The sequence below is a fragment of the Actinokineospora iranica genome, from assembly GCF_900101685.1.
Lineage (GTDB): Bacteria > Actinomycetota > Actinomycetes > Mycobacteriales > Pseudonocardiaceae > Actinokineospora > Actinokineospora iranica.
Genome location: NZ_FMZZ01000007.1, coordinates 105,344 through 131,837 on the forward strand (window position 1 = coordinate 105,344; position 26,494 = coordinate 131,837).

Annotated in this window: 22 protein-coding genes; 14 read left to right on the forward strand and 8 right to left on the reverse strand. The window is 70.0% G+C overall.

The window, feature by feature from the left end:
- Positions 1–6: 6 nt before the first annotated feature.
- On the forward strand, positions 7–1,182 hold the full coding sequence (locus BLS56_RS15975) for an acyl-CoA dehydrogenase family protein (protein ID WP_228771673.1): 1,176 nt from the start codon (positions 7–9) through the stop codon (positions 1,180–1,182).
- A gap of 215 nt (positions 1,183–1,397) precedes the next feature.
- On the opposite strand, the gene BLS56_RS15980 is transcribed toward BLS56_RS15975, so the two are convergent.
- The 3 genes from BLS56_RS15980 to BLS56_RS15990 all read right to left on the reverse strand — a co-directional run bounded on the left by BLS56_RS15980 (position 1,398) and on the right by BLS56_RS15990 (position 5,014).
- Positions 1,398–2,285 carry an NAD(P)-dependent oxidoreductase gene (locus tag BLS56_RS15980; RefSeq protein WP_091451154.1) on the reverse strand — a complete coding sequence of 296 codons (888 nt, stop codon included), beginning with the start codon at positions 2,283–2,285 and terminating at the stop codon, positions 1,398–1,400.
- A gap of 373 nt (positions 2,286–2,658) precedes the next feature.
- On the reverse strand, positions 2,659–3,087 hold the full coding sequence (locus BLS56_RS15985; protein ID WP_139190729.1) for a hypothetical protein: 429 nt from the start codon (positions 3,085–3,087) through the stop codon (positions 2,659–2,661).
- Between the two features lie 346 nt (positions 3,088–3,433).
- Positions 3,434–5,014: a serine/threonine-protein kinase gene (locus tag BLS56_RS15990; protein ID WP_091451159.1), complete on the reverse strand. Its 1,581-nt coding sequence runs from the start codon at positions 5,012–5,014 to the stop codon at positions 3,434–3,436.
- Between the two features lie 145 nt (positions 5,015–5,159).
- Here BLS56_RS15990 and BLS56_RS15995 point away from each other — a divergent pair, with 145 nt between their 5' ends.
- From BLS56_RS15995 to BLS56_RS16010, 4 genes are all read left to right on the forward strand, one after another.
- Entirely contained in the window at positions 5,160–6,182 is a 1,023-nt protein-coding gene (locus tag BLS56_RS15995; protein ID WP_091451161.1) for an NAD-dependent epimerase/dehydratase family protein, read from the forward strand.
- Positions 6,183–6,232: 50 nt separating this feature from the next.
- On the forward strand, positions 6,233–7,417 hold the full coding sequence (locus BLS56_RS16000; protein ID WP_091451163.1) for a zinc-dependent alcohol dehydrogenase: 1,185 nt from the start codon (positions 6,233–6,235) through the stop codon (positions 7,415–7,417).
- 206 nt (positions 7,418–7,623) lie between these two features.
- Positions 7,624–8,010, forward strand: coding sequence for an ATP-binding protein (locus tag BLS56_RS33030; RefSeq protein WP_407640527.1), 387 nt, complete (start codon positions 7,624–7,626; stop codon positions 8,008–8,010).
- Positions 8,011–8,234: 224 nt separating this feature from the next.
- Positions 8,235–10,319 (forward strand): catalase, encoded by a 2,085-nt coding sequence (locus BLS56_RS16010; protein WP_091451168.1) that lies wholly within the window; start codon positions 8,235–8,237, stop codon positions 10,317–10,319.
- A 42-nt stretch (positions 10,320–10,361) separates the two neighbouring features.
- On the opposite strand, the gene BLS56_RS16015 is transcribed toward BLS56_RS16010, so the two are convergent.
- Complete coding sequence (locus tag BLS56_RS16015; RefSeq protein ID WP_091451171.1) at positions 10,362–10,757, reverse strand: ChaB family protein; 396 nt, start codon at positions 10,755–10,757, stop codon at positions 10,362–10,364.
- 117 nt (positions 10,758–10,874) lie between these two features.
- On the opposite strand from BLS56_RS16015, the gene BLS56_RS16020 reads away from it, so the two are divergent.
- Both BLS56_RS16020 and BLS56_RS16025 read left to right on the forward strand, forming a co-directional pair.
- Positions 10,875–11,867 carry a YihY/virulence factor BrkB family protein gene (locus tag BLS56_RS16020; protein WP_091451174.1) on the forward strand — a complete coding sequence of 331 codons (993 nt, stop codon included), beginning with the start codon at positions 10,875–10,877 and terminating at the stop codon, positions 11,865–11,867.
- A gap of 161 nt (positions 11,868–12,028) precedes the next feature.
- Positions 12,029–13,690: a catalase gene (locus BLS56_RS16025; protein ID WP_091451177.1), complete on the forward strand. Its 1,662-nt coding sequence runs from the start codon at positions 12,029–12,031 to the stop codon at positions 13,688–13,690.
- A gap of 81 nt (positions 13,691–13,771) precedes the next feature.
- Here BLS56_RS16025 and BLS56_RS16030 read toward each other — a convergent pair whose 3' ends face one another.
- On the reverse strand, positions 13,772–14,617 hold the full coding sequence (locus tag BLS56_RS16030; RefSeq protein ID WP_091451180.1) for a DUF2382 domain-containing protein: 846 nt from the start codon (positions 14,615–14,617) through the stop codon (positions 13,772–13,774).
- Positions 14,618–14,646: 29 nt separating this feature from the next.
- Positions 14,647–15,498, reverse strand: coding sequence for a mechanosensitive ion channel family protein (locus BLS56_RS16035; protein ID WP_228771674.1), 852 nt, complete (start codon positions 15,496–15,498; stop codon positions 14,647–14,649).
- Between the two features lie 272 nt (positions 15,499–15,770).
- On the opposite strand from BLS56_RS16035, the gene BLS56_RS16040 reads away from it, so the two are divergent.
- The 5 genes from BLS56_RS16040 to BLS56_RS16060 all read left to right on the forward strand — a co-directional run bounded on the left by BLS56_RS16040 (position 15,771) and on the right by BLS56_RS16060 (position 21,958).
- Positions 15,771–16,262 carry a metallophosphoesterase family protein gene (locus BLS56_RS16040; RefSeq protein WP_091451648.1) on the forward strand — a complete coding sequence of 164 codons (492 nt, stop codon included), beginning with the start codon at positions 15,771–15,773 and terminating at the stop codon, positions 16,260–16,262.
- A gap of 157 nt (positions 16,263–16,419) precedes the next feature.
- On the forward strand, positions 16,420–17,568 hold the full coding sequence (locus BLS56_RS16045) for a class I SAM-dependent methyltransferase (protein WP_091451183.1): 1,149 nt from the start codon (positions 16,420–16,422) through the stop codon (positions 17,566–17,568).
- A 277-nt stretch (positions 17,569–17,845) separates the two neighbouring features.
- The gene (locus BLS56_RS16050) at positions 17,846–19,342 is read left to right on the forward strand and encodes a vanadium-dependent haloperoxidase (protein WP_091451187.1); all 1,497 of its coding nucleotides are present in this window, start codon (positions 17,846–17,848) and stop codon (positions 19,340–19,342) included.
- 268 nt (positions 19,343–19,610) lie between these two features.
- Positions 19,611–20,666 carry a zinc metalloprotease gene (locus BLS56_RS16055; RefSeq protein WP_139190733.1) on the forward strand — a complete coding sequence of 352 codons (1,056 nt, stop codon included), beginning with the start codon at positions 19,611–19,613 and terminating at the stop codon, positions 20,664–20,666.
- A gap of 113 nt (positions 20,667–20,779) precedes the next feature.
- Positions 20,780–21,958 carry a trypsin-like peptidase domain-containing protein gene (locus tag BLS56_RS16060; protein ID WP_091451193.1) on the forward strand — a complete coding sequence of 393 codons (1,179 nt, stop codon included), beginning with the start codon at positions 20,780–20,782 and terminating at the stop codon, positions 21,956–21,958.
- Positions 21,959–22,046: 88 nt separating this feature from the next.
- On the opposite strand, the gene BLS56_RS16065 is transcribed toward BLS56_RS16060, so the two are convergent.
- Positions 22,047–23,144, reverse strand: a complete 1,098-nt coding sequence (locus BLS56_RS16065) for an alpha-hydroxy acid oxidase (RefSeq protein WP_228771675.1) — start codon at positions 23,142–23,144, stop codon at positions 22,047–22,049.
- Between the two features lie 288 nt (positions 23,145–23,432).
- Complete coding sequence (locus tag BLS56_RS31440; RefSeq protein WP_175482860.1) at positions 23,433–23,726, reverse strand: hypothetical protein; 294 nt, start codon at positions 23,724–23,726, stop codon at positions 23,433–23,435.
- A gap of 279 nt (positions 23,727–24,005) precedes the next feature.
- Between BLS56_RS31440 and BLS56_RS16070 the strand changes: the two genes are divergently transcribed.
- Both BLS56_RS16070 and hppD read left to right on the forward strand, forming a co-directional pair.
- Positions 24,006–25,277 carry a beta-ketoacyl synthase N-terminal-like domain-containing protein gene (locus tag BLS56_RS16070; RefSeq protein WP_175482861.1) on the forward strand — a complete coding sequence of 424 codons (1,272 nt, stop codon included), beginning with the start codon at positions 24,006–24,008 and terminating at the stop codon, positions 25,275–25,277.
- 2 nt (positions 25,278–25,279) lie between these two features.
- Positions 25,280–26,320: a 4-hydroxyphenylpyruvate dioxygenase gene (gene hppD / locus BLS56_RS16075; protein ID WP_091451198.1), complete on the forward strand. Its 1,041-nt coding sequence runs from the start codon at positions 25,280–25,282 to the stop codon at positions 26,318–26,320.
- The last annotated feature ends 174 nt before the right edge of the window (positions 26,321–26,494 follow it).

A 26,494-nucleotide genomic window follows, 5' to 3' on the forward strand; every position in this document is an offset into this window, starting at 1 on the left:
GGCAGGGTGACCACGACCGCGACCGACATCGCGCGCGTTCTCGACGCGGTGAAATCCATTGTTCCGCAGCTTCGGGAGAACGGTCTGGAAGGCGAGAGGCGACGGTGGATCGCCGAGGAGAACATCGACCTCCTGGAAAAAGCCGAGGTGTACCGGACGGGCGTGCCCCAGCGGTTCGGCGGCCTCGACCTCACGGTCGTCGACCACATCAAGATCCTGCTGGAGATCGCCCGCGGCTGCGGGTCGACCGGCTGGGTCTCCGAGGGCTACATCACCGCGGCCTGGATGATCCGGCTGTATCCCGAGCGGACCCAGCGCGAGGTCTACGCGGACGGCTCGGTGCGGGTGTCCGGCGGCTTCACCCCGTCCGGGAAGATCGAGCGCGTCGAGGGCGGGTACGTCCTCGACGGAAGCTGGCGGTTCAACACCGGCTGCCGGGGCGCGCACTGGAACCTCGCGGTGTCCACCCTCACCAACCCCGACGGCACGACCGAACAGCTCATGGCCGTGGTGCCGATCCAGGAGTTCGGCATCGCAGACGACTGGGAGGTGATGGCCGCCGCGGGCACCGGAAGCGCCACGGTGACCGCGCGGGAGGTGTTCGTGCCCGAGCACCGGGTGGTGAACATGGCCGACGCGTTCGCCTGGCCAGGCGACCCGGCCGGGGACCAGCCGACCGGCCGGGACTACGGCCTGATCAGCCTGGTGATGGCCGAGTCGACGGCGGTGATCGTCGGCCTCGCGCGCGGCGTCTACGAGATGTTCGTGGAGCGGGCCCCTGGCAAGCCGATCTCCTACACCGCATGGGAAGACCAGGCTCGGCACCCGCTCGTGCACGTGCAGGTCGGGACGGCGGCGAACAAGATCGCCGCGGCCGAGGCGCTGCTGGCCAACCAGGCGGCCCTGATGCAGCGGCGCGCGGACGCGGGGGAGCGGCTGACCCTGGTCGAGCGGGCGACGCTGCGCGGGCAGTGCGGGTACGCGGTCCAACTCGCCCGGGAGGCGGCGAGCGAGCTGTTCGCGGCGAGCGGGGCGTCCGCGATCGCGCTGGCCATGCCGATCCAGCGCTTCTTCCGCGACATCCAGGGAATCTCCATGCACGCGGTGATGACCCCGAACGCGAACCTGGAGCTCTACGGCCGGGTCCTGCTGGGCTTGGACCCGGAGACGCCGTTTCTCTGAGAAAAGCGGGAAAAGCAGTGTCGGCCTCCATGACCCGACCCGGTGTGGGTCATGGAGGCCGACTTTCCGCACTCGCCCCGCGGGCGGGGTGACCGGGCTGACCGACGAGGGGGAGGCGCCGGGTCAACGGTGCCCACCCGCCCAAGGGACGAGGAACAACCCGCGGCGGCGCCGTCGGACCCGCGACCGACGACGCCACCAGCGGCCGTGCCCGCCTAGCCCTCGAGCTTGAGGGCCTCGTAGACGCCGGAGAAGTCGTCGGAGCCGAAGCCCGCGGCGACCCGCTTGTCCATGAGGTCCTGCATCGGGTCGAGCAGGGCGGAGCTGATGCCCTGGTCGACGCTGGCCTGGCGGATGTTGCGGAAGCCGACCTGCTGCATGGCCAGGGTCGCGGCGACGTCGACGGTGTACTCGCCGGTGTCGATCTGCTTGGCGAAGTGCGGGACGATGCCCATGATCCCGGTGAGGTAGGGGATCAGCAGGGACGTGGAGAAGTCCTGCGCGCCGATGCCCTCGCTGCCGACGACGGCCATGGCGTGCACCGCGCCGCCGAGCATCCCGTACATCGCGCCGTTGAGGGCGAGGTCGAGCAGCGAGGCGTGGCCGGGGTCGGTCCCGGTGAACCGGGCGTCGCCAAGCACCTCCAGCAGCGGCTTGTTGTCCTCGAAGACGGCCTGCGACTCGCCGCTGTAGAGCACGAACGCGCCCGGCTTGCCGATCATCGGCGGGACGGCCATGATGCCGCCGTCGATGTAGGCGCAGCCCTTCTCCTTGGCCAGGGCGGCGGCTTCCTTCGCCTCGGCGGGGAGGCCGTTGGTGATGTTGAAGACGACGCTGCCGTCGAGGGCGTCGCCCGCCTGCTCGAAGACGTCCTTGACGGCCCGGTAGTCGAGCACGCAGATGACGACGGCCTCACTGGCCCGCACGGCGTCGGCGACGCTGTCGGCCCGGTGGGCGCCCTTGGCGACCAGGTCGTCGGCCTTGCTCGCGGTGCGGTTCCACACCGTCGTCGAGTGGCCCGCCGCCAGGAACGCCTCGGCCAGGGCCTTCCCCATGTCCCCCAGGCCGATGACCGTGACGTCGGTTTTTCCGGTGCTTGCCATTGAACTCCCTTTCCGCGGGTGTGTCTGCACCGACCAGTTTTCCGGTTCCGGCGAAATCGTCAAGTACTTACATTTTTGTTAGTACCTAGGGGGCTGTCGCGGCCTGCTCGACCGGTAATCTGTCAGCTTGTCACATCATTACTACCGGGCGGCGCGGGGGCTGGCAATCCAATATTCGGATTACCGCGCCCCGGTCGTCCACAGGTGTGATTCCGATTCTGTCGAGGGTGGAGTGCGGTGCTGAAGTCGATTGTGTCGATTTTCCATTCTCACTCCGGATATCGGGTTCGGAGGCGCGTGTCCAGGGGATTTCAGCCTCGTCACTCGGCCAACCGGGGTGGGACGTGGCGCGATGATCGGGCTTTTCCTGGAATCACCCCTGAATGTCCCTTAGGAGTGCCTGGTCGGGCGGTTGTGCGAGCGACAGCGCCTTAGGCCCGGACCAGGATTTCCCGGCGACCCGGGGCGCCGCAACGGCGCCCGTCGGCCCATGGGTGGTGGAGAGGGAGACATGACCAGCCCATTCGGGCCGTCGGACGAGTTCTGGCGTGTGCTGCGCGACGGGGTGGACGCCGTCACAGCGGCCCTCGGGCTGGGCGAGGGCCTGCGGGCCGGATTCCTGGCCGATGTCGACGCCTTCGACGCGGCCTTCTTCGGGGGTGCCGAGCCATTCGGCGGTGACCGCGGCGTCGGCGACCACGAGCCCGCGCGCAGGCCGGAGGCCTCCCGCCGGTACCGGCAGCGCGACAGCGTGCGCTCGAACGCCTCGACGGGCAGCAGCGCGGTGGTCGAACTCGGCCACGCGGTCGAGTGGTCGTCGGCGAGGGCGTGCACGAGCGGCGGGAGGCCGCCGCTGAGGGAGTGGGCCTGCGCGGCGAGCGCGGGCTCCATGCGCTGGGCCAGGATCTGCTCGACGCCTCTGGGGGACAGCGGGTGCGGCCGCGATCGGCGACAGCGCGGCTCGTGTGGGAGTTCGGCGTGGAACAGCGGGTGGGTCGAGTGCGGCGCCGCGGGTGTGGGGGCGGATGCACGGACTGGTGGCGCTGGAGGTGTGCGGCCACCTCCAGCCCCAGGTCGCCGACCCGGTCAAGGTCTACCGCACCGACATGCGCGACCTCACCCGCTCCCTGGGGCTGAGCGACTAAGTCTTAGCCCCGCAGGACGGTCGAGCTGTCGATCTTCCAGATGCCGTCCTGGTTGACCAGCCCGTAGCGGTGCCGTTCGCGGGAGACGCTGCCGCTGGTGAAGGTGTACTCCACGGTGGCCTCGACGAACGCGCCGTCGCCGCCGGTCACCTCGGAGACCCGCACGGATCGTTTATCCCGCCAGAACCGCTGGTACGTGCCGAACCCGCCGGACGGGTGCGCCTGGTACTTCGGGGTGAGCCGGACCCACGCCTGCTCCAGGCTGCCGGGCACCAGGGCGTAGTAGTCGCTGATGGCGGCCTGCCTGGCCGCCGGGGTGTCCGGGGCCGGGGTGGACAGTGCCGGGGCGGGGGGCGTGGTGACGGTGCTCGTCACGGTGGTCACCGAGGTCACCGTGGCTGTCGTGCTCGGCGGCGGGCTCGGGGTCGTCGTGGTGACCGGCGGCGGGGGGACCGCGGACTCGGTCGTGGTCGCCTGCGGGGTGGGGGTGGCTTCGCTGGTGGTCGGGCCGGTGGCCGCGGCCGCGGGGCCGCCGTCGTCACCGGACAGGGTCAGCGCCAGCAGCCCGCCGACCAGGCCGAGGACCACCACGGCCGCGGCCACCAGCAGGACGGGGCGGGTGCGGTCCTTCTCCCTCGGCTCGTCCTCGGCGACCACGGGCGTGGGCTCGAACAGCGGGGTCGGTGGCGCGGGCGGGGCCGTCAGGGTCGGGGGATTGGCCGCCGTCGGGGTCGCCACGGCCGTCGGCGCGGCGGCGGGCAGCGCGGAAAGCTGCCTGTTCCCGGCCAGGACGTCGCTGATCTCGGCCATGGTCGGCCGCGCAGCCGGGTCCGCGGCCAGCATCCGGACCAGCAGGTCGGTGAGGTCGCCGGACCGCTTGGGCGGGGTGATCACCCCGGAGGACACGCGGTAGAGCAACGCCATCGTGTTGTCGTCCACGCCGAACGGCGGGATGCCCTCGACCGCGGCGTAGAGGGTCGCGCCGAGGGAGAACACGTCGGAGGGGAACGTCGCCCGCTCGCCCTTGGCCACCTCGGGGGCGAGGTAGGCGGGAGTGCCGGAGACGGTGTTGGTCATGGTGCCCGCGACGTCCTCGACCAGCCGGGAGATCCCGAAGTCGGTGATCTTCACCGCGCCCTTGTCGCCGAGCAGGATGTTGCCCGGCTTGATGTCCCGGTGCACGATCCCGGCCTCGTGCGCCGCGGCCAGCGCTGCGGCGAGGTCCGCGCCGATCCGCCCGGCCTCGGCCGGGGACAGGGTGCGCTCGGTCATCACGTGCGCGAGGCTGGTCGAGGGCAGGTGCTCCATGACGAGATAGGGGAGTCCGTCGTCCTCGATCACGTCGTAGACGGTGATCGCGTTCGGGTGCTGCAGCTTGGCCGCGATCCGGCCCTCGCGCATCGCGACCCGGTTGACCTCGTCGGCCTGCAGACCGGTCAGCGAAGCGGGGGTGCGCACCTGCTTCACCGCCACCGTGCGGTGCAGCCGCTCGTCGTAGGCCTGCCAGACGACCCCCATCCCCCCGCTGCCGAGTTCGCTGATCAACCGGTACCGACCGGCGATCACCCGATCTTCGTCACTCATCTCGCCTCGCCACAGTGCAATCTCACTCCATACGGGTTACACGATCGAGTGAAACCGAAACAGGAAAGGAGATCGTTACCACTCTCGGGGGGTCCGTGGCCAGTCGCGCCGTGTTTGCCCTGCGGCCGTCCGGGTATGCGGCACCATGCGAATCGTCATGGTGGGTGCGAGCGGCAACGTCGGCACGGCTGTTCTCACCAGCGCGTTAGCGGCAGGCCACGTGGTCGACGGCGTGTCCCGGCGGGCGCCCGCGGCGGGCGGAATCTACGACAAGGCGACCTGGCACTCGATAGACCTGACCGACACCGGCGCGCTGCCCCTGCTCACCGAGGCGATGCGGGGCGCGGACGCCGTGGTGCACGCGGCCTGGGCGATCCAGCCCAGCCACGACCGCGAGTACCTGCGACAGGTCAACGTCGAGGGCAGCCGGATCGTGGCCCAGGCGCTGGCAGGGGCGGGGGTGCCGAGACTGGTCTACCTGTCGTCGGTTGGGGCTTACGCGGAACGGCAATCCCTGAACCCGGTGGACGAAACCTGGCCGACGACAGGCATTCCGTCGTCCTCGTACAGCGAGGACAAGGCCGCCGTGGAAACCCTTCTGGATGAGTTCGAGCTGGTTCACCCGGACGTGTCGGTCACCCGGCTGCGGCCCGCGCTGATCCTCCAGCGGGACGCGGCCAGCGAGATCCAGCGCTACTTCACCGGCCCACTGGTGCCCGGCCCGCTGTGGAAGCTCGCCAGCGACGGCAGACTGCCCGTGCTGCCGATCCCCAGCGGCCTGGCCCTCCAGTTCGTGCACGCCACCGACGTCGCCGACGCCGTGCTGGCCGCGGCCGAGCGCGGCTACCGGGGCGCGGTGAACCTCGCCGCGGAGCCCATCATGGACGGTCGCGACCTCTCGGCCGTCCTGGGCGGACGGGTCATCCCGATGCCGAGGGCCGCGGTGCGCACGGCCGCGTCGGTGGCCTGGCAGGCGCACGTGCTGCCCGCATCGCCCGGCTGGATCGACCTGGCGATGGCGGTGCCGCTGCTGCGTGCCGACCGGGCCCGCGAAGACCTCGACTGGCACCCGCGCTGGAACGCCCAGGACACCCTGCGCGACCTGGTCGGCGGCTTGGCCGACGGCGCGGGCGTGTCCGCCAGCCCCGCCCTGCGCCCGCGCGCATAAGTCCCCCATCCGCGAGTCCCCATGGGAAACCGGCACCAGAGAGGCGCGGTATGAAGGCAGTGACCTGGCACGGGAAGCGGGACGTCCGGGTGGACACCCACCCGGACCCGGCCATCGAGGACCCGACGGACGTCGTCGTCCGGATCACCTCGACCGGCCTGTGCGGTTCCGATCTGCACCTCTACGAGGTGCTGGGTCCGTTCCTCCGCGAGGGCGACATCCTCGGCCACGAGCCGATGGGCGTGGTCGAGGAGGTCGGCCCGGAGGTCACCACCCTGTCGCCGGGCGACCGGGTGGTGGTGCCGTTCAACGTCTCCTGCGGCACCTGCTTCATGTGCGGGCAGGGCCTGCACTCCCAGTGCGAGACCACCCAGGTCCGCGACCAGGGCATGGGCGGCGCCCTGTTCGGCTACACCAAGCTCTATGGCGCGGTCCCCGGCGGCCAGGCGGAGCTGCTGCGGGTCCCGTTCGGCGACACCCTGCCGATCAAGGTCCCGCACGGCCCGCCGGACGAGCGTTTCGTGTTCCTCTCGGACGTTCTGCCGACCGCATGGCAAGCGGTCCAGTACGCCGACGTGCCCCCCGGCGGCAGCCTGGCGGTCATCGGCCTCGGCCCCATCGGCGACATGTGCTGCCGCATCGCCCGCCACCTCGGCGTGGAGAACGTCATCGGCATAGATCTGGTGGACGAACGCCTGGCCCGCGTAGCCCGCAACGGCGTCACCACCCTGGACCTCCGCGAACACGGCCACGACCTCCCCGACGTGGTCCGCGACCTCACCGACGGCAGAGGCCCGGACTCGGTCATCGACGCGGTGGGCATGGAGGCCCACGGCGCCACCGGAGCCAAAATCGCCCAGCAGTTGGTCGGCCTGCTCCCCGACCCCGCCGCGGCCAAGCTCATGCGCAAAGCAGGCGTGGACCGCTTGGACGCCCTCCGCCTGGCCATAGACCTGGTCCGCAGAGGCGGCACCATCTCCCTGTCCGGTGTCTACGGCGGAATGGCGGACCCCCTCCCGCTGCTCACCCTGTTCGACAAGCAGATTCAACTCCGGATGGGCCAAGCCAACGTCCACCGCTGGGTGGACGACATCCTCCCCCTGCTCAATGACGAAGACCCACTGGGCACCGAGGGCTTCGCCACCCACTCCCTGCCCCTGTCGGAGGCCCCACACGCCTACGAGATCTTCCAACGCAAACAGGAGGGCGCCATCAAAATCCTCCTCAAGCCCTAATAGTCAGCACGTTTCCGCCCAGTGGACAGCCCGGTAACGGCCTCATTGCACCCACCGACTCCCTCCCTGAGACAGAAGGCCGAAAGGGAGGCGAGCCGGTGCCCATCGCGTCGCCACCAGATGCCGAGGGAACCGACCCACCCCACCCCCGACGGCGGCCCAGCCCCCTAGCCGCCTTCGCGGCAGGCGCGATCCTCACCGTGATGATGCCCCCACGCACCGCCCACCTGGCAGCGGTGCGCACCCACATCAAAACGTGGCTAACCGGTCTGGCGGTGGCAGACACCACCGCCCACGACATAGTCACGGCCACAGACGAAGCCCTAACCAACGCGGTAAACCACAACCACGACACCCTCACCGGCCTGGTAGCACTGACAATCGAAGCCACCCCTACCGCAATCACCACCACCATAACCAGCAACGGCACCTGGACATCAAGCACACCAAAGGAACCCCGAATTAGCCCCATAGGAACTTCAACCCCCTGCCAGACCACACCAAGTGCCCGTCGAACCCCCGAGCCCGCCCGTGATCGCAAGTTATCCACAGGCGCGGCGGCCCCTCTTCCCCGCGCTGACCTGCGCCGATAGACTGGAGCGGGGTCAGCCCCCAGGGTGGGTGGGGCTTTGTTGTGGGGGCTGTCGGGCGGCGAAACAAGGCCTGTCGCGGACGTGGCTGGGGCGGTTGAGCGGCCTTTGTGAGGGCCAGTCCACCCCATCGAGCCAACCAACGAAAGCCGGCCCCCGAGCACGCATGACAGCACGCACACGCGGGTACGCCCCCACTTTGCCCCATCTCATCAAGGAGGCACCGCGTGCCACCGAGGCGCAAACGCGACCAGTCCGCCCCCGAACCCGCAAGCCCAACGGGAGCGACGTCCACAGAGGATCAACGAGCCCAAACAGGCGACTACCTCACCACAGCCCAAGGCGTGCGACTCCCCGACACAGACCACTCCCTCAAGGCGGGCACCCGCGGTCCGACCCTGATGGAGGACTTCCATCTCCGCGAGAAGATCACCCATTTCGACCACGAACGCATCCCGGAACGGGTGGTCCACGCCCGCGGCGCGGCGGCCCACGGGGTCTTCACGGCCAACGGAAATGCCGCCTCGGTGACCAAAGCCGCCTTCCTGGCCGAGAAAGGGCGGGAAACCCCGGTCTTCACCCGGTTCTCCACCGTCCTGGGATCGAGAGGATCAGCGGACACGGTCCGAGACGTCCGTGGCTTCGCCGTCAAGTTCTACACCGCGGAGGGCAACTTCGACCTGGTCGGCAACAACATGCCCGTCTTCTTCATCCAAGACGGCATCAAGTTCCCCGACATCATCCACGCGGGCAAACCACATCCAGACCGCGAGATCCCCCAGGCGCAGACCGCCCACGACACCTTCTGGGACTTCGTTTCCCTGCACACCGAGGCGACCCACCATGTCATGTGGGCGATGTCCGACCGAGGCATCCCCCGTTCCTACCGGACCATGGAGGGCTTCGGCGTCCACACCTTCCGCCTGGTCAACGCCGACGGCGCCACCGCGTTGGTGAAGTTCCACTGGAAGCCGGTCGCGGGAATCCATTCCCTTACCTGGGAAGAGGCGCAACTGGCCGCGGGCATGGACCCCGACTTCCACCGCAGGGACCTCGCCGACTCCATCGAGGCAGGCGCCCCGTTCGAGTACGACCTGGGCATCCAGGTCATGTCCGACACCGAGGACCACACCTTCGAGGGCATCGACCTGCTCGACCCCACGAAGATCGTTCCAGAGGAACTGGTCCCCGTGCGGGTGATCGGCAGGCTGACCCTGAACCGCAATCCCACCAACTTCTTCGCCGAGACCGAGCAGGTCGCCTTCCACACCGGCAACCTGGTGCCGGGCATCGAGGTCACCGACGACCCGCTGATGCAGGCCCGGCTGTTCTCCTACCTGGACACCCAGCTCACCCGGCTCGGCGGCCCCAACTTCACCCAGATTCCGATCAATTGCCCGCACGCGGCGGTGAACGACAACCTGCGCGACGGAATGCACCAGATGGCCGTCCACCAGGGACTGGCGCCGTACCTGCCCAACAGCGTCGACGGCGGCTCGCCTCAGGTCGCCACCGAGGGGGAGGGCGCCTATGTGCACCTGCCCCGGAGGGTGGAGGGCCGCAAGCAGCGCGCCAACCCGGTGTCGTTCTCGGACCATTTCTCCCAGGCCGCGATGTTCTACCGCAGCCTGTCGCCGGTCGAGCGGATGCACATCATCCAGGCGTTCACCTTCGAGCTCGCCAAGTGCTACGAGCAGGCGATCCGCGAGCGGATGCTGGCCAACCTCGCCAACATCGACGCCGAGTTGTGCGAGCGGGTCGCCGCCGGGCTGGGGCTGCCCGCGCCGAGCGGCAACGCACCGCAGGACACGGTCGTGTCCCCGGCGCTCTCGCAGATCCCGCCTGGCCCGGGGCCGATCACCGGCCGGGTCATCGGCGTCGTGGCGGCGGACGGGGCCGATCTCTCCGGCGTCGGCAAGCTGCGGCGCGCGGTGGAGGCCAAGGGGGCGATCCTGCGGGTCGTCGCGCCGACCGGCGGTGTGCTGAAGAAGGGGCGGTCGCAGCAGACCGTGGAGCGCGCCCTGCTCGCCACCCGCTCCATCGAGTACGACGCGATCGTCATCGCCGACGGCACGGCGGGGCTGACCGACATGAAGCTGTCAGTCCTGCTGGAGGAGATGTTCCGGCACTGCAAGGCCATCGCGGCCTGGGGCGACGGCGAGCAGGTGCTGCGGGACGCGGGCATCGACGTGACCGCCCCGGGCGTCGTCCTGGGCGAGTCGGTGGCCCGCCCGTTCACCGCGGCCCTGTTCGACGCGGTCGGCCTGCACCGGGCGTGGGACCGGGCCGAGCAGGTCATGGCGAGCCACTGACGGCGCACTGGGCCCACCCGGGCTCCCCGGGTGGGCCCAGGGTCAGGACCGCGCCTTGGCGGTGGCGCGGTCGTTGGCCTTCTGCACGGCCTCGACCAGTTCGCTCTTGCTCATCGAGGACCGGCCCTTGACGTCGAGGCGGCGGGCCAGGTCGTAGAGGTGCCGCTTGCTCGCGTTGGCGTCGACGCCGCCCGCGGTCTCGCCGCGCTTCGACGTCCGCCGCTCGGCTTGGCGGTCCGACGGGCCGCGTTCGGCTTTGGCCTCCCAGCGGTCGCCGACCTTCTCGTAGGAGTGCTTGAGCGCGGCGTACGCGGTGCGCTGGGCGCGTTCCCCTTCGCCGTAAGTCTCGATCGCCGAGTCGTGGGCGGCGACCCAGAGGCGCTGCGCGTGCGCGTCCGAGCGGCGCACCGTGCTCGGCAGGCTTTCCCGTCCAGGCATGTCTACCTCCCGTTCCACGTGGGTCCGGTGTGCCCTGGGTGGGACGGCGTGAAACGGGGTTTCGGCGCGGGCGGGCGGGGTAGTTCCCCGGCGGCGAGTCGACACGGAGGTGCGCCCATGACCGACAGCCCGACAGACCTGCCTGCCCGCTCTTGGTGGGCCTTGCTCAAACGCACTGTCCGCGGGTTCCAGAAGGACAACCTCACCGACTGGGCGGCGGCGCTGACCTACTACGGGGTCCTGTCCCTGTTCCCCGCGATCATCGTGCTGTCCGCCGTGCTCGCGATGCTCGGCCCGTCGGCCACCGCGACCCTGGTGGAGAACGTCAACGCCCTCGCCCCCGGCGCCGCGGCCGACATCATCACCGGCGCGCTGCGCGAACTCCAGGGCAACGCCTCGATCGCGGGTCCGCTGGCCATCGTCGGTCTGGTCGGCGCGCTGTGGTCGGCCAGCGGCTACGTCGGCGCGTTCATGCGCGCGTCGAACTCCATCTACGAGATGCCCGAGGGCAGGCCGGTGTGGAAGACCGTCCCGCTGCGGGTGGCCATCACCCTGGGTGTGGTGGTGCTGCTGGCGGTCAGCGCCGCCGGGGTGGTGGCCACCGGGGGCATCGCCGACCGGCTCGGGTCCGCGCTGGGCATCGGGTCGACCGGCGTCCTGGTCTGGGAGATCGCCAAGTGGCCGGTCATCGCGCTGCTGGTGAGCCTGGCGCTGGCCATCCTGTACTGGGCGGCGCCCAACGTGCGGCACCCGCGGTTCCGCTGGCTGAGCCCGGGCGGCGTCCTCGCGGTAGTCCTGTGGGTCCTCGCGTCCGTCGCGTTCGGACTGTATGTCGCGAACTTCGGCTCTTACAACAAGACCTACGGCTCGCTCGGCGGCGTCATCGGCTTCCTGGTGTGGCTGTGGATCAGCAACCTCGCCGTCCTGCTCGGCGCGGAACTCGACGCGGAGATCGCCCGCGCCAAGGCCATCTCCGAGGGCGGGCCCACCGACCGCGAGCCGTTCCTCCCGCCGCGCGACACCCGCTCGCTCGATGACGAGGAAGAGCGCGAGATCAAGCCGGTGCTGACCGAGCGCGACCGCACCGAAGCCGCCCACCGGCGCGGCTGACGCCCCCGGGTTGGTCAGGTGAGCCGAGTCGCGCGGGCCCCGGCGATCTCCCGCCGCTCCATCGGCCTCCACTTTCAGGGTTGCCGCGTCCGGTGCCTGGGTAGTCGCACCGCGACCGGCTATGACGCGACCGCTCCTCAGCGAGGAAGGACCACCCAGCCATGACCGACGTGTCGAGCATCGGATCCGGACCGGACGACGACCGCCCGGTCCTGACCGACCGCCAGGGGCACCCCGTCTATGACAACCAGAACCAGCGGACCGTGGGGCCGCGTGGCCCGGCCACGCTGGAGAACTACCACTACCTGGAGAAGATCAGCCACTTCGACCGCGAGCGCATCCCGGAGCGGGTGGTGCACGCGCGCGGGGCCGTCGCGTACGGGCACTTCGAGGCCTACGGGACGTGGGGCGACGAGCCGATCGCGCGATACACCCGGGCCAAGCTGTTCTCCGAGCGCGGCAAGCGCACCGACGTCGCGGTGCGGTTCTCGACCGTCATCGGCGGCCGGGACTCCTCCGAGTGCGCCCGGGACCCGCGCGGGTTCGCGGTGAAGTTCTACACCGAGGACGGCAACTGGGATCTGGTCGGCAACAACCTGGCCGTGTTCTTCATCCGGGACGCGGTCAAGTTCCCCGACGTCATCCACGCGCTCAAGCCGGACCCGGTGACCTTCCGGCAGACGCCGAACCGGATCTTCGACTTCATGTCGCAGACCCCGGAGGCCATGCACATGCTGGTGAACCTGTTCAGCCCGCGCGGCATCCCCGCCGACTACCGGCACATGCAGGGCTTCGGCGTGAACACCTACAAGTGGGTCAATGCCAGCGGGGAGACGCATCTGGTGAAGTACCACTGGATGCCCTCCGCCGGGGTGCGCAGCCTCACCGAGGCCGACGCGGCGGTCATCCAGGCCGAGGAGCTTGGCCACGCCACCCGCGACCTCTACGAGGCCATCGAGCGCGGCGACCACCCGCGGTGGGAGTTGCTCGTGCAGATCATGTCCGACGACGAGCACCCCGAACTGGACTTCGACCCGCTCGATGACACCAAGGCGTGGCCGGAGGAGCTGTTCCCGCCCAAGCCGGTCGGCCGGATGACGCTCGACCGCAATGTCGGCAACTTCTTCGCCGAGAACGAGCAGATCGCCTTCGGCACCGGCGTGCTGGTCGACGGCCTGGACTTCTCCGACGACAAGATGCTGGTGGGCCGGACCTTCTCCTACAGCGACACCCAGCGCTACCGGGTCGGCCCGAACTACCTGCAACTGCCGGTGAACCAGCCGAAGAACGCCCTCGTGCGCACCAACCAGCGCGACAGCCAGATGACCTACTACGTCGACCAGGCGGGTGAGAACCCGCACGTCAACTACGAGCCGTCCACTATCGGGGGCCTGCGCGAGGGCCAGTACCCGACCCATGACGACCAGGGCCCGGTGATCGAGGGCAGGCTGACCCGCAAGCGCATCCCGCGCACCGACGACTACCGCCAGGCCGGTCAGCGTTTCCGGCTGATGGAGGACTGGGAGCGCGACGACCTGGTCCGCAACCTCGTGGCCCAGCTCGCGCAGTGCGACCGCCCGATCCAGGAGCGCATGGTCTGGCACTTCCTGCTGGTGGAGGACGAGCTGGGCCTGCGCGTCGGGGACGGTCTCGGCATCGGGCCCGGCGATGTCGCCCACTTGGAGCCGCTGCCGAGCCAGGACCTGGGCGACGAGGACCGCAAGCGGCTGGCGAACCTCGGTCAGAACGGCCCGCGCGATGTCTCCGGGATCACGATGACCCACTGCGTGCCCAACGAACGGGTGACGCTGGCGCGCGCGTGACCTGCCCGACGCCGAGAATGGCGAGTGGGTCTGGTTCCGCGGGGGAACCAGACCCACTCACCGTCGAGATGTGGAGACTCTTCATCGCTTGCGGCCACGGCCGGTGCCCTTGTCACCCGCCGTGTCGGCCTCGATGTGCTCCTTGCGGACCTCGCCCGCGACGGTCTCGGTGTCGGCCACCTGCTCCTTGGCGAGCCGGACGCGTTCCACCGGCACCGTCTCGGTGTCCACCACCGGGCGCTCTTCGCGCAGCGTGACCTCGTGCTCGGCCTCGGTGATGTCCGGGCCGGACAGCGCGGCGTCGCGGTTGGCCTCGGTAATCGGCTCGCGCTCGACGCGGACCTCCTCGCGGGTCACCGGGACCTCGATCTGCTGCTTCTCGGTGGTCACGTACTTGCGCAGGCGGGCCCGGCCGGTCTCCCGGCTTTCCGTGCCGACGCGCAGCTGCTCTTCCGAGCGGGTCATGGCGTCGTCCGTGCGTCCGGCCTGCTTCTTGTCCCGGCCGATCGTGTCGTGCGTGCCCGCGCGCTGCTGCCCGATCGTGCCCTGCGGACCCGGGCGGCCCGCCGTGCCCTGCCTGCCCGCCATGCCCTCCTGGGCGGTGTGCCGGTTGGTGACGCCATAGTGGCGGTAGAGCCGGTCTTCCTCGGTCTCGTCGAGGTGCCCGTGCTCGGGGTCGACATTGGGAGCGTCCTTGACCTGCTGCTTGGTGAACGGGGTCTGCAGGTCGCCGCTGCTGGCGCCGCGCAGGCCCTCGATCGGGACGAACGACTCGTTCATGCCGAACAGCCCGGTGCGGACGCTCACCCAGGACGGGTTGCCGGTCTCGTCGTCGTACCACATCTGGCCGACGTCACCGATCTTGTTGCCGTCGCAGTCGTAGACCGTGTGGCCCGCCAAGTCGGCGAACTGGATGGTGTTGGTCATCTTGTCCTACCTCTCTTCAGGGAATGCCGTCACTGGCCGCGCGGCTGCCCGAGGTTCCCCGGGGTCGCCGTCGGCGCCGCGCCGGGTGGCCGGGTCGACGTCCCGCTCGGAGCGGTCGCGCCCGCGCGGGCCATCCGCTCGGTGCTGCCGACGCCGGACTCCGGTTGGTGCGACTCCGCCTGCTCGCGCATCCGCGGGATCTCCTGCTCGGCCTTGTTCAGCCAGCCCTCCCAGCGCTCCTGCATGGGCCGGACCAGGCCGCCGCCGACCCCGACGATCGCGATACCCGCGACCGTGGCCAGCACGGCGATCAGCACCGGGGTGGTGACGGTCGTGGCGACGCCGATCTGGTTGAGCGCGGCGATGATGCCCAGGGCGAGGATGAAGACCGACGCGATGTTGGCTAGGACCCGCCCGTAGGACAGCCCGCCCGTGGCGCCCGCGATGAAGTCCTTCGCCGCCGACGCGATGGCCGCGGCGATCACCACGATGACGATCGCGACCACGGCCTTGGGCAGCCATCCGACGATGTCGGCGAGCAGCGACGAGACCGGGTTGGCGCCCCACACCCCGAAGGCGATCTGCAGGGTGAGCAGCAGGATGGCGTAGTACACCAGCTTGGCGATGATGTCCGAGGCGTCGTATTTGGACCGGGCCAGCGCCTGTTTCACGCCGCCGCGCTCGACCACGCGGTCGAAGCCGACGCGTTCGAGGACCTTGTCGACGACCTTGGCCAGCGCCTTGGCGATGAACCAGCCGATCAGCATGATCAGCAGGAAGCCGACCAGTTTGGGGACGAAGGTGGCGATCGCGCGCCACGCGTCCGACACCCCCGCCCCGAAATCGATCGCGGCGATATTCGGCGGTATTCGAGTCGTCACGATGTCTGTCCCTCCCTTCTCGGGTGCACAGCCATTCGACCGAACGAACGGCTGTCAAGGCACTACCCGGGGGATCTGCCCAGCACACCGAGCTACTCCCTCGTCTGGGTGAGCGGGAAAGTGAATCGCCAGGTCAGCGGCCCGGGAAAGTCGTCTCGATCCCCTGAACGGGTGGCCCCGGGTTTAGCGACCATGAATACCGAAGAGAGGTTTCCGGAATATGCGACCATCGTTTCCGATGGATGCAGGCCGGGTGCGGCATGATGGTCGGCATGGATATCGCGGTCCTGTCCGACACGCACGCGCCCCGCCGGTGGAAGACCTGCCCGGCCGCGGTGGCCGAACGCCTGCGGACGGTGGATCTCATCCTGCACGCTGGCGACGTCTGCACCGCCGACGTGCTCGACGAGCTGTCGGCCTACGCCCCGGTCCACGCGGTCCTGGGCAACAACGACGGCCCCGACGTCGCTGCCTGGGGCGCCCCGGAGACGCTGGAGGTCGACTTGGCCGGGCTGCGGGTCGCGATGATCCACGACAGCGGGCCTGCCGCGGGCCGCACCGCCCGGATGCGCCGCCGGTTCCCGGACGCGGACCTCGTCGTGTTCGGGCACTCGCACATCCCGATGGACCTGACCGGCGACGGCGTGCGGGTGTTCAACCCGGGGTCGCCGACCGACCGCCGCCGCCAGCCGCACGGCACCATGGGGCTGCTGCGGGTCACCGACGGCGCGCTGACCCGCGCGGAGATCGTCTCGGTGACCTGAGTGATTCCCATTGGGTGAATGGCGTTATTCCGTGGAGTGACATTTTCCGGGTATTCACCGGCGGTCACATTGTGATCGCGGCGACTAGGGGGCGCCGGGGGGAATGCCGGGTCGAATATGCTTGGTCGGGTCGTGCGGCGCTGCTACGCTGACGTCCGTGACGGCGCAGACTGCGGATTGGGCCGCTTTTCAGCGGCGCTATCGGGCGTTCTTCCGCAACCGGGAAGAAGTGCCATTCCGGGTCCAGCCCCCGACCGGGGCGGGGCGGACGCTGGGAGCCGGGGAACCGGCCTTCGAGTTGATCGCGCGCGATTCGGCGGGCCTGGCGGCGCTCAACTCTCTTGACCAAGTCCAGGTCGCCCTCGCCTACCTCGACGGCCACGTCGACGTCGAGGGCGACATCTTCGCCGCGCTGTCGGTGCGCGGCTTCTTCGGCGACTTCCATCCGATCGCCTGGGTCAACCGGTTCCTGCCCTCGTTCGTGCGCGGGAAGACCGAGCACGACCGGCGATCGATCACCGCGCACTACGACCGCGACCCCGAGTTCTTCCTGTCCTTTCTCGACACCCGGCACCGCTGCTACACCCAGGGCTCGTTCAAGACCGACGACGAGCCGCTGGAGGACGCGGTCACCCGCAAACTCGACATCGCGATCGAGGACCTGGGCCTGCGCCCCGGCGACCGGGTGCTGGAGGTCGGCGGCGGCTGGGGCGCGTTCGTCGAGCACGCGGGCCGCAAGGGCATCGACGTGACCACGCTGACCCTGTCCGAGCCGTCGGAGCTGTATCTCAAGGACCTGATCTCCCGGGAGAACCTGCCCGCGCGGGTGGAGCGCAAGCACATCCTGAGGTACAAGCCGGGCAAGAGGTTCGACGCGATCGTCAACATGGGTGTCACCGAGCACCTGCCCGACTACCGCGCCAGCCTGCGCAAGTACCAGCAACTCCTGCGCCCCGGCGGCCGGATCTACCTCGACGCGCTGGCCATGCGCGCCAAGCACCGCATGTCGACCTTCATGAGCCGCTACATCTACCCCGGCGTCTCGACCCCCTTGCTCCTGCACGACTACCTGCGGCAGGTGGCGAAGTCCCCGTTCTACCTCCGCTCGGTCAACGACGAACGGCACAACTACTACCTGACGTGCAAGGCATGGGCACAACGCCTCGACGCCGCCCACGACGACATCGTCGCAGGGTGGGGAGAGCAGGCCTACCGGCAGTTCCGCCTGTTCCTGTGGGGCTCGGCGGCCGGTTTCAACTCGGGGCTGGTCCAGGCTTACCGCTGGACTCTCGACCTTCCCGAATAGCCCGCCGTTCCCGCCGCCGGTCGCGAACGCGCGGCAGGCGGCGGTCCGCCGGGTCCCGGACACCGGCGGGCCGGTAAAGGCCGACCGCGAAACCGACCGCGAAACCGAGTGCGGAATGCGGTCACGCTAAGGATTGCGCATGGTGACCGTGACATCGAATGGAAAGTCTTTTCACAAAAGAATTCACCCGTTTGGCCGCTGATCTTGGTTGCGCGCAGTGGTCTGCTGGGGGCACGCCTCTGGGGAGGGGCGACATGATTCTTCTGGGGGATTACCAATGGAAGACCGCTGTTCTCTCGTGCGCGCGTCCCGGCTCGCCGCCGCTGACGCCGCGACCAGGAATCCGTGGCCTGACCACGTGAACAACGGCGAAGAGGGGGACTATCCCTTCGTCGCCAACTTCAGCAAGGGACTGCCGCACGACGACACCGGCGAAGTCGTGCCCGAGGCGTACAACCTGTTGCTGCGGGCGCTGACCACTGGCCGGGCCGAGGACTTCGAGCGCGTTCCGGTGGGTGAGCGCAAACTGGTCAACCCGCGGGCGGGTCTGGCCTTCGACCTGGAGGGGACGGACGCGCAGGCGCTGCTGATGCCCGCCGCGCCGCGCGTCGACAGCGCCCGCAACTCCGCGGAGATGGTCGAGTTGTACTGGATGGCGCTCTGCCGCGACGTCCCGTTCACCGATTTCGACACCAACCCGCTGGCCGAGCAGGCGGCGGCCGAGCTGTCCCGGCTGTCGGATTACCGCGCTCCCAAGGAAAACGGCCGGGTCACCCCGGGGTTGCTCTTCCGCGGTGACACTCCCGGCGACCGACGCGGCCCGTACCTGTCGCAGTTCCTGTTGCGCGACATCCAGTACGGCACGCTGCGCATCCCGCAGACGCACGACACGGTGCGCCGCAACCGGGACTTCCTGACCAAGTTCGACGACTGGCTGGCGGTGCAGCGCGGCGAGCGGGTCGCACCGATCCAGCGTGACCACGTCAACCGCCGGTTCCTGCGCACGCCGCGCGACATGGCGAACTACGTGCACTTCGACGCGCTGTACGAGGCCTACCTCAACGCCGCGCTGATCCTGCTGGGCCTGGACGCCCCGGTCGACAACGGCAACCCGTACCGGCACTCGGCGAACCAGGAGGGCTTCGGCACCTACGGCCCGCCGCACGTGCTGACCCTGGTCACCGAGGTCGCCACCCGGGCGCTGAAGGCGGCGTGGTTCCAGAAGTGGTTCGTGCACCGGCGGCCGCGGCCGGAGGCGTTCGGCGGCCGGGTGCACGCCCATCTCACCGGCCTGCGCGACTACGACATGATCGACATCGAGGTGCTGGACTCCACGGCGCTCAAGCTGGTGCACGAGCGACACGGTTCTTTCCTGTTGCCGCAGGCGTTTCCGGAGGGTTCGCCGATGCACCCGTCCTACGGGTCCGGGCACGCCACGGTGGCTGGCGCGTGCGTCACGGTGCTCAAGGCGTGGTTCGACGAGTCCTGGACGCTGCCGCGCGCGGTCGTGCCCAACACCTCCGGCACCGCGCTGGCGCCCTACGAGGGCGCGGACGCGGACAAGCTGACCGTCGGCGGCGAGTTGGACAAGGTGGCCGCGAACATCGCCAGCGCCCGCACCATGGCGGGCGTGCACTGGCGCACCGACTACTCCGCAGCGGTGCGCCTCGGCGAGGCCGTGGCCATCGGCGTCCTGCGCGACCAGGTCCGGGTCGGCCACGAGGACGCCTCCTTCGGCCTCACCCGGTTCGACGGCACCCGAATGACGATTTAGGTCCTGTCTCAAGGCGCGGGCACGCGCCAGCCGCACCGGCACGTCGAGACAGGACCTAACCGCCCACCGGCAAACCGTGGTGAGGGCCGCCTTCGGGGAGGGCGGCCCTCACCTTTACTTGAGGTACCGGCCGTAGCCGAGTGGGTTCGAGCCGTGATTCACCCGTTCAGCCGCTCCCTCGGACCCTAACCGGTCGGGTGGGCGCGGCGATGAGAACAGGTACGGCAAACAACGGCCCCGGTCGCGTTGGGGCCGGAAAGTAGGAAGCATGAACGCACCGACGAACGGCCGCGTTTCCACGCGGCCCCGAGTGCTGGAATCCCTCCCGGACGAACTCGTCGCGTCCCTTCAGGTGCGCGACCAGTGGCGCGCGCGGACCGCGGCATCGGAAGACGGCTTGGAGTTCCTGGTCTCCGACATCGCCCGCTGGCGCCCCGGCTCGACCGTGCGGGTCGCCTTCCTCGACGGCGACGCCGCGCTGCACGCCGATATCGCCGAGGCGACCAAGCAGATCACCGACGCGTGCAACCTGACCCTGGACTTCGGTTTCGCCGCCGCCACCGGCGGGTTCCGCCGCTGGCACGAGTCCGACACCGAGCACGCCGCCGAGATCAGGGTCAGCTTCGACCTGGGCGGGTTCTGGTCCCTGGTCGGCACCGACAGCAACGACCCGACCATCGGCTCGCCCGGCGGGCCGGTCGGCGGCGGCCCCGGGCAGCGCAGCCTCAACCTCGGCGGGTTCGCCGTCGAGCGCCCGGACGACTGGGAAGGCGTTGTGCGGCACGAGTTCCTGCACGCGCTGGCCTTCCACCACGCGCACCAGAACATGCGCGGCCCGTGCGAAACGGAGTTCCGCTGGGCGGACGACCCCGGCTACCTCCCGACCAAGAACGCCCGCGGCGTGTTCGTTCCGGACGCCGCGGGCCGCAGGCCGGGCATCTACACCTACCTGGCGGGCGCGCCCAACCACTGGCCCAAGGCGAAGGTCGACCACAACCTGCGGGTCAACGAGTCGCCGGAGGTGATCGCGGGGCCGTTCGACAACAACTCGGTCATGCTCTACGCCTTCGAGTCGTTCTTCTACAAGACGAACCCGAGTTCCTGCGCGCCGAGCGGCAACGGGATCGATCTGTCCGAAGGAGACAAACGCGGGCTGGCGCTGCTCTACCCCGAGGCCGCCGAGGAGATCTCCGACGTGGTGGTGCGGGCCGAGAACGCGCTGAGCAGGCTGGAAAGCGGCCTTGAGGCCGACACCGGGCCGGTTTCCGTTTACCAGGAGCGGGTTGTCGAGCTTCTCAACGAGATGGTCGGCGCGCGCGCATAGTGGCAGCGGCCCGGCCCCGGCCGGGCCGCTGCCCGACTTCGGCCAGGCACGGGCCGTGGCCGCGGGACAAACCTGGTCCGTCCGCCGGACGGGCCGCTGGGCAGGAGGCTGCCATGACATTCGCCCATCTCACCCCGAGCGCGCTCAAGGAGGTCCAGCACGCCGCGATCGAGCTGGGCTTCGCCGACGACGGGATGCTGGCCGCGCTCACCAGCGGCATCCCGCCCGCGTTCGTGGCCAGCGCCATGCAGGGCGGGCAGGGCGTGGCCAAGCTGATGACGCTGACCAGCCGGATGAACTGCACCCGCGTCCTGCTTTCCGGTCAGGTGCCGCTGTTGCAGTGGCTGGACAACGCGGTCCTGCTGGCGGCGGGACGGCCGGAGGAGATGGTGTTCCGCCGGGCCCTGGAGATCGCCTCCGTCGACGGTGACGCGCCGCCGACGACATCGCCCGTCGACGAGCCTGCCGCCGCGGTGCCGGACGTCGAATCGATGCTCGACGACCGGGGCGCGCTGGAAGTCGTGATCGCCGAGGACGACACCCTCGACGTCGGGTTCCTGCACACCGGGGCGGCGGTGTCCCGGTCGGTGGCGAAACTGGTCGTGCAGCGGCATTTCAACGGGATGCCCGCGACCCTGGCGGGCAACGCGCCGGACGTCGTCCTGGGCACCGGCTGGATGATCGCGCCGCGGCTGCTCGTCACCAACCACCACGTGGTCAACGCCCGCTCGCCCAGGGAGCCGCGGGCGAGCGAGGCCGACTTCGCGCTCCAGGGCGCGTCGGCCACGGCGCTGTTCGACTACTACAGCGCCGACGCCACCGGCCACAGCACCGCGGCCGTCGGCTGCCTCGCCCACGACACGGACCTGGACTTCGCGATCCTGCGGCTGGCCGAGGACGACTCGCCCCGGCCGCCGCTGCGGCTGCGGGCCAACCCCATCGTCCGGACGCCGGACCGCGAGCTGAGCGAGCGGGTGAACGTGCTGCAGCATCCCGGCGGGCACCCGATGCGGCTGGGATTCCGCAACAACTTCGTCGTCAGCGGCTCCCCGGACCGGCTCAGCTACCTGACCGACACCGCGGGCGGGTCGTCCGGCTCGGCCATCTGCGACGACGCCTGGCACGTCGCCGCGCTGCACCGCGGTTTCCAGACCATCGTCAACGGCGCGGTGCAGGTGTGGGGCCGCACGATCAACCAGGAGAACTACGGCACCCCGATCGGCGCGATCCTCGCCCATCTCGCCGCGCGCCACCCGGAGGTGCACGCCGAGGTGATGGCCGGACAGGGCTGATCCACCTCGACGGTGGCCCCCGCGACCAGATCCGCCTGTTCCGCCACCATGCCGAGCCGGACGGCTGGTCGAGAGGCCGCGCCGGTTCTCAGCGCGTCCTCGGCCGGGGGACAGCGAGGACCGAGCGGTCGATGTCGGCGAGGGTCGGACGGCCGGTGAGGGCCATCGCCTCCGCCAGTTCCTCGCGCAGGATGGCGAGCACGTCGGCGGCGCCCTCCGCGCCCGCGTGGGCCAGGCCCCAGAGCACCGGGCGGCCGACGAGCACCGCGCTCGCGCCGAGGGCGACGGCCTTGAGCACGTCGGCGCCGGTGCGGACGCCGCCGTCGACCAGGACGGGGACGCGGCCCGCCACCTGGTCGGCCACCTCGGGGAGGGCGTCGACGGCCGCGGGCACGCCGTCGAGCTGCCTGCCGCCGTGGTTGGAGACCACGATCGCGTCGACGCCGTGCGCCACCGCCAGCTCGGCGTCCTCGGCGGTGAGGATTCCCTTGAGGGCCAGGGGAAGCGCGCTGCGCTCCCGCAGCCATGCCAGTTCGGCCCAGGTCAACGACGGGTCGAACCGCTCGCGGGAGTGGCGTTCGATGGCGGAGGTGCCGTCCTCTGCGACGTGGCTGGTGGCCATCACCGGGGCGTCGAGGTTGACCGCGCGGACGTCGGCGGGCACGGTGAAGGCGTTGCGCAGGTCGCGGGGCCTGCGGGCGATCCTGGGCGCGTCGACGGTCAGCACGAGCGCGGAGATCCCGGCGTCCTCGGCCCGGCGCACCACATCGAGCAGGGCGGCGCGGTCGCGCAGCCAGTACAACTGTGTCCACAGTGGACCGGTCGCGGCGTTGGCGATGTCGGCGTAGCTCGCGCTGGCGAACATGCTCACCACGAACAGCATCCCGTGCGCGCCCGCCGCCGCCGCGGTGGCCCGCTCGCCGTCGTCGTGGGCCAGCCGGTGGTAGGCCATCGGGGCCACGCCGATCGGCGCGGCCAGCGCGGCGCCGAGCACGGTGGTTCGCGAGTCGCAGGTCGCGACGTCGGTCAACACCCTGGTCCGCAACGTGATCCGCTCGAACGCGGCGCGGTTGTCCCGCAGTGTCCACTCCGCGCCCGACCCGCCGTCCAGGTAGTCCCACACCCGCGCCGGGAGGGCGGCCCTGGCCAACTCCGCGTAGTCCGCCACCCGCACCGGTTTCATCATTGGACCCCCGTCATCCGTGGTGAGCCATTCGGCGGAAGGATAGCGCCGAATTCCGCAGGCACCAGAGTCGCTGTCGAAAACAACTTGGGAATCGGTTACGGAGAGCGCTTTTCGGACACCCTTTCATGTGCGCGCTGTCACCGCTCGCGCGGGTTAATCCTCTTCACAGACAGCAAGTTGGGGCGGCCGGCGTTCGTCCGTGCGGACCGTATTAGTCCGTCTGGGTGACCTTGACGGGCGCTGCTCACTGTGTAATTGTTTCTGTCTGTCAGGGTGGTGATCGGCAGCTCATACGGCATTCGGCGTGGCAATCGACGCGAAGGGTCGGCGATGAAGCGCACCCGGGTTTCCGAAGTCGGCACGGTCGGTGCGCATCGAAAATGGGTTGCCGAGGTCCTGCTCGACGGCGACCTGGCCGAGGCTCGCGGTCGGTTCGACCGCCCGAATGATCGCGCCGCATCGCGCGAACCGGTCGCCGACCGCGAACGCGTCCCGCGTGCGGCTGGGCTGGCCGGTGGTGGGACTGTCGCATCGCGATTGTCGCCGTCGCTGTCCGGCGTGGCCACGCTGCCCGCCGCTCACGCCGACGGGGAAAACACTTCCCTAGACAGGGAAATCACCAACCGGACCGGCCTCTGCGAGACACCCAAGACCTGCGCGGGCGCGGGTGTGGCGGCTAACACAGTGGTGTCCGACGCAAGCACGGTGATCACGGCAGGCCAAGCGGACCGGGTCGTGGCCGCCGCCGGAAGACCCGGATCGCCCGCATCCGGGCCCGGGCGTGGAGCCGGTGGAGCGGCCGCGCGCCCGCACTCTGAACGCCGTCTACTGGGTCGACAGCGCACTGCTCGTCGGCGCGCCGTGAACACCGCCGCGCTGGTCGACCACACGGAACAGTCGGCGCTGACCGTGCTCGCCTCGGCGCGGTGGCCGGGGTCTGCCTCGGACACCCGGTCGGTGAAGGTGATGTCCGCATTCATCCCGCTGGTCGCCGCGACAGTTGGCCTGCGCCCCCGCGGCGGGTGCACCCGCGTGGTCACCGCGCCACCGGTGGACGGCCTGCCCGACATCGGGGGTATCGCCGACGCGCGGATCTCCGTTGGCGTCGACGTGACCCACGATCGGGTGGCTGTGGTCGGGCCCACCCGCGGCGGCGGATCGCTGACCCATGGGAACTTCTCCACTTTGCGCAGGGAGCACGGCGGGCGGAGGGCGAGTCCGCATCTGTTGCCCGGCACACCTGCCGCGATGGCCGCGGCCAGAATCGCGATACGGCAGGGGATTCGCGGGTACAGTGGGCGTATCACCACGGCCTGCGCGGCGGGTGCGCGGTCCATCGCCAAGGCGCCGCGGCCCGTTCGCGCGGGGGAAGCCGATGCCGTGGTGTGCGGCGGCAGCGACACCGCGCTGCACCTGACGGTGGCCGCCGCGTTCGCCAACGCATGGGCGCTCGCCCGGGGCCGGTGCGCCGACCCGACCTCGGCGTGCGGACGATTTGACAAGTGCCGCAACGGTTTCGTACTTGGCGAGGGGGCAGGGGTGCTGGTGGTCGAACGCGCGGATTTCGCCGACGCGCGCGGCGCGGCTGCCCACGCCGGGTCGCTCGGGAGCGGCGGCACGACCGACATCTGCTACCCGCCCACGCCCCCGCCCGATGGCATGGGCGTGGAAACGGTATCGCGCAAGGCAACTATCGATGTCTGTTGCCCGACGGCGGTCCTGCCCGATGGCGTGGGTGTGGAAGCGGTGATGCGCAAGGCAACTATCGATGTCTGTTGCCCGACGGCGGTCCTCTCGGATGGCGTGGGTGTGGAAGCGGTGATGCGCAAGGCAACTTTCGCTGCCGGATCGGCGTGGTCCGATGTGGACTGTGTGAGCGCGCAGGGCACCTCGCCGCCGGGCGACGCACGCCGGAGTTCTGCCGCCCGCCCGCGATCCCGGCGACCCGGGCCGCCTGTTCCACCACGTGCTCGGTGGGTGCGGGTCGGCGCGGTCCGCGCCGCGCTGTCGAACTCGTTCACCTTCCGCGGCCACCACAACCTCAGCCTCCCCATCGCTGCCCCGAACACCCGACCGACCCGCACCACCACACCCAGCGACGCGACCAGCCCACTCCGGCACACCAGGGGTTGACCATGAACCTTTCCGCCATCGAGTATGTCGAGTTCCATGTCGCGGACGCCGAGCAGACCGCGGCCCGCCTGCGCGCCGAATACGGCTTCCGGGTCATCGGACGGCTCGCCGAACGCCCCGATCGCCGCGGTGTCCTGCTTGGTCAGGGCGACATCCGCATCCTGGTGACCGAGGGGCGGAGCGCGGCCCACCCGGCGTCGACGTACGTCGCCCGGCACGGCGACGGCCTCGCCACGATCGCGCTGCGCGCCGACGACCCGGACGCCGCGCTGGCCGAGGCGCTCGAGCGCGGCGCGGTCCTGGTGGCCGAGCAGGCCGCGGTGTCCGAACCCACGCGCATCACCGGTTTCGGCGATGTCGCGCACTCCTTCGTCCGGCCCGACGCCCTGCTGGCCGAGCTTGAACCAGTGGACGGCGACGACGGGGACGACCCGCTGGACCTGCTGCTCGCCATCGACCATGTGGCCGCCTGCGTCGAGGCGGGCCAACTGGAGCCCACGGTCCGCTACTACGAGCAAGTGCTGGGCTTCAAGGAGATCTTCGAGGAGCATATCGAGGTCGGCGGCCAGGCGATGAACTCCAAGGTGGTGCAAAGCGTCTCCGGCGCGGTCACGCTGACCCTGCTGGAACCGGACACCACCGCCCTGCCCGGCCAGATCGACGACTTCCTGGCCGCGCACTCCGGTCCCGGCGTGCAGCACCTGGCGTTCCGCACCGACGACATCGCCACCGCCGTGCGCACCCTGTCCGCCCGCGGCGTCGGATTCCTCAGCACCCCCTCGGCGTACTACGACACGCTCGCCGAGCGCTTCGCGCACGTCGCGGTGCCCGTCGACGTGCTGCGCGAGCTGAACGTGTTGGTGGACCAGGACAACGAGGGCGAGCTGTTCCAGATCTTCACCCAGACCACCCACTCACGGCGCACGATCTTCTTCGAGGTGATCGAGCGGCTGGGCGCGCTGACCTTCGGCAGCGCCAACATCAAGGCGCTCTACCAGGCCGTGGAACGCGAGCGCACCGGGGCGCGAGAGGCACTCGCTTAAGGCGGCGAATGGCCCGTTTGAAGTATCATTACTACTACGAATGGTCTAATCACGTGTGTGGTTGAATATGCTTGCGCATTCAACCGTAGCTTTCCTCGTCCGCCTCACCAGGCGAGATCACCGGTCGCGCGAGATTGTTGGCGACTTTTGACAAAACGCGGAGGGTGATCCTGA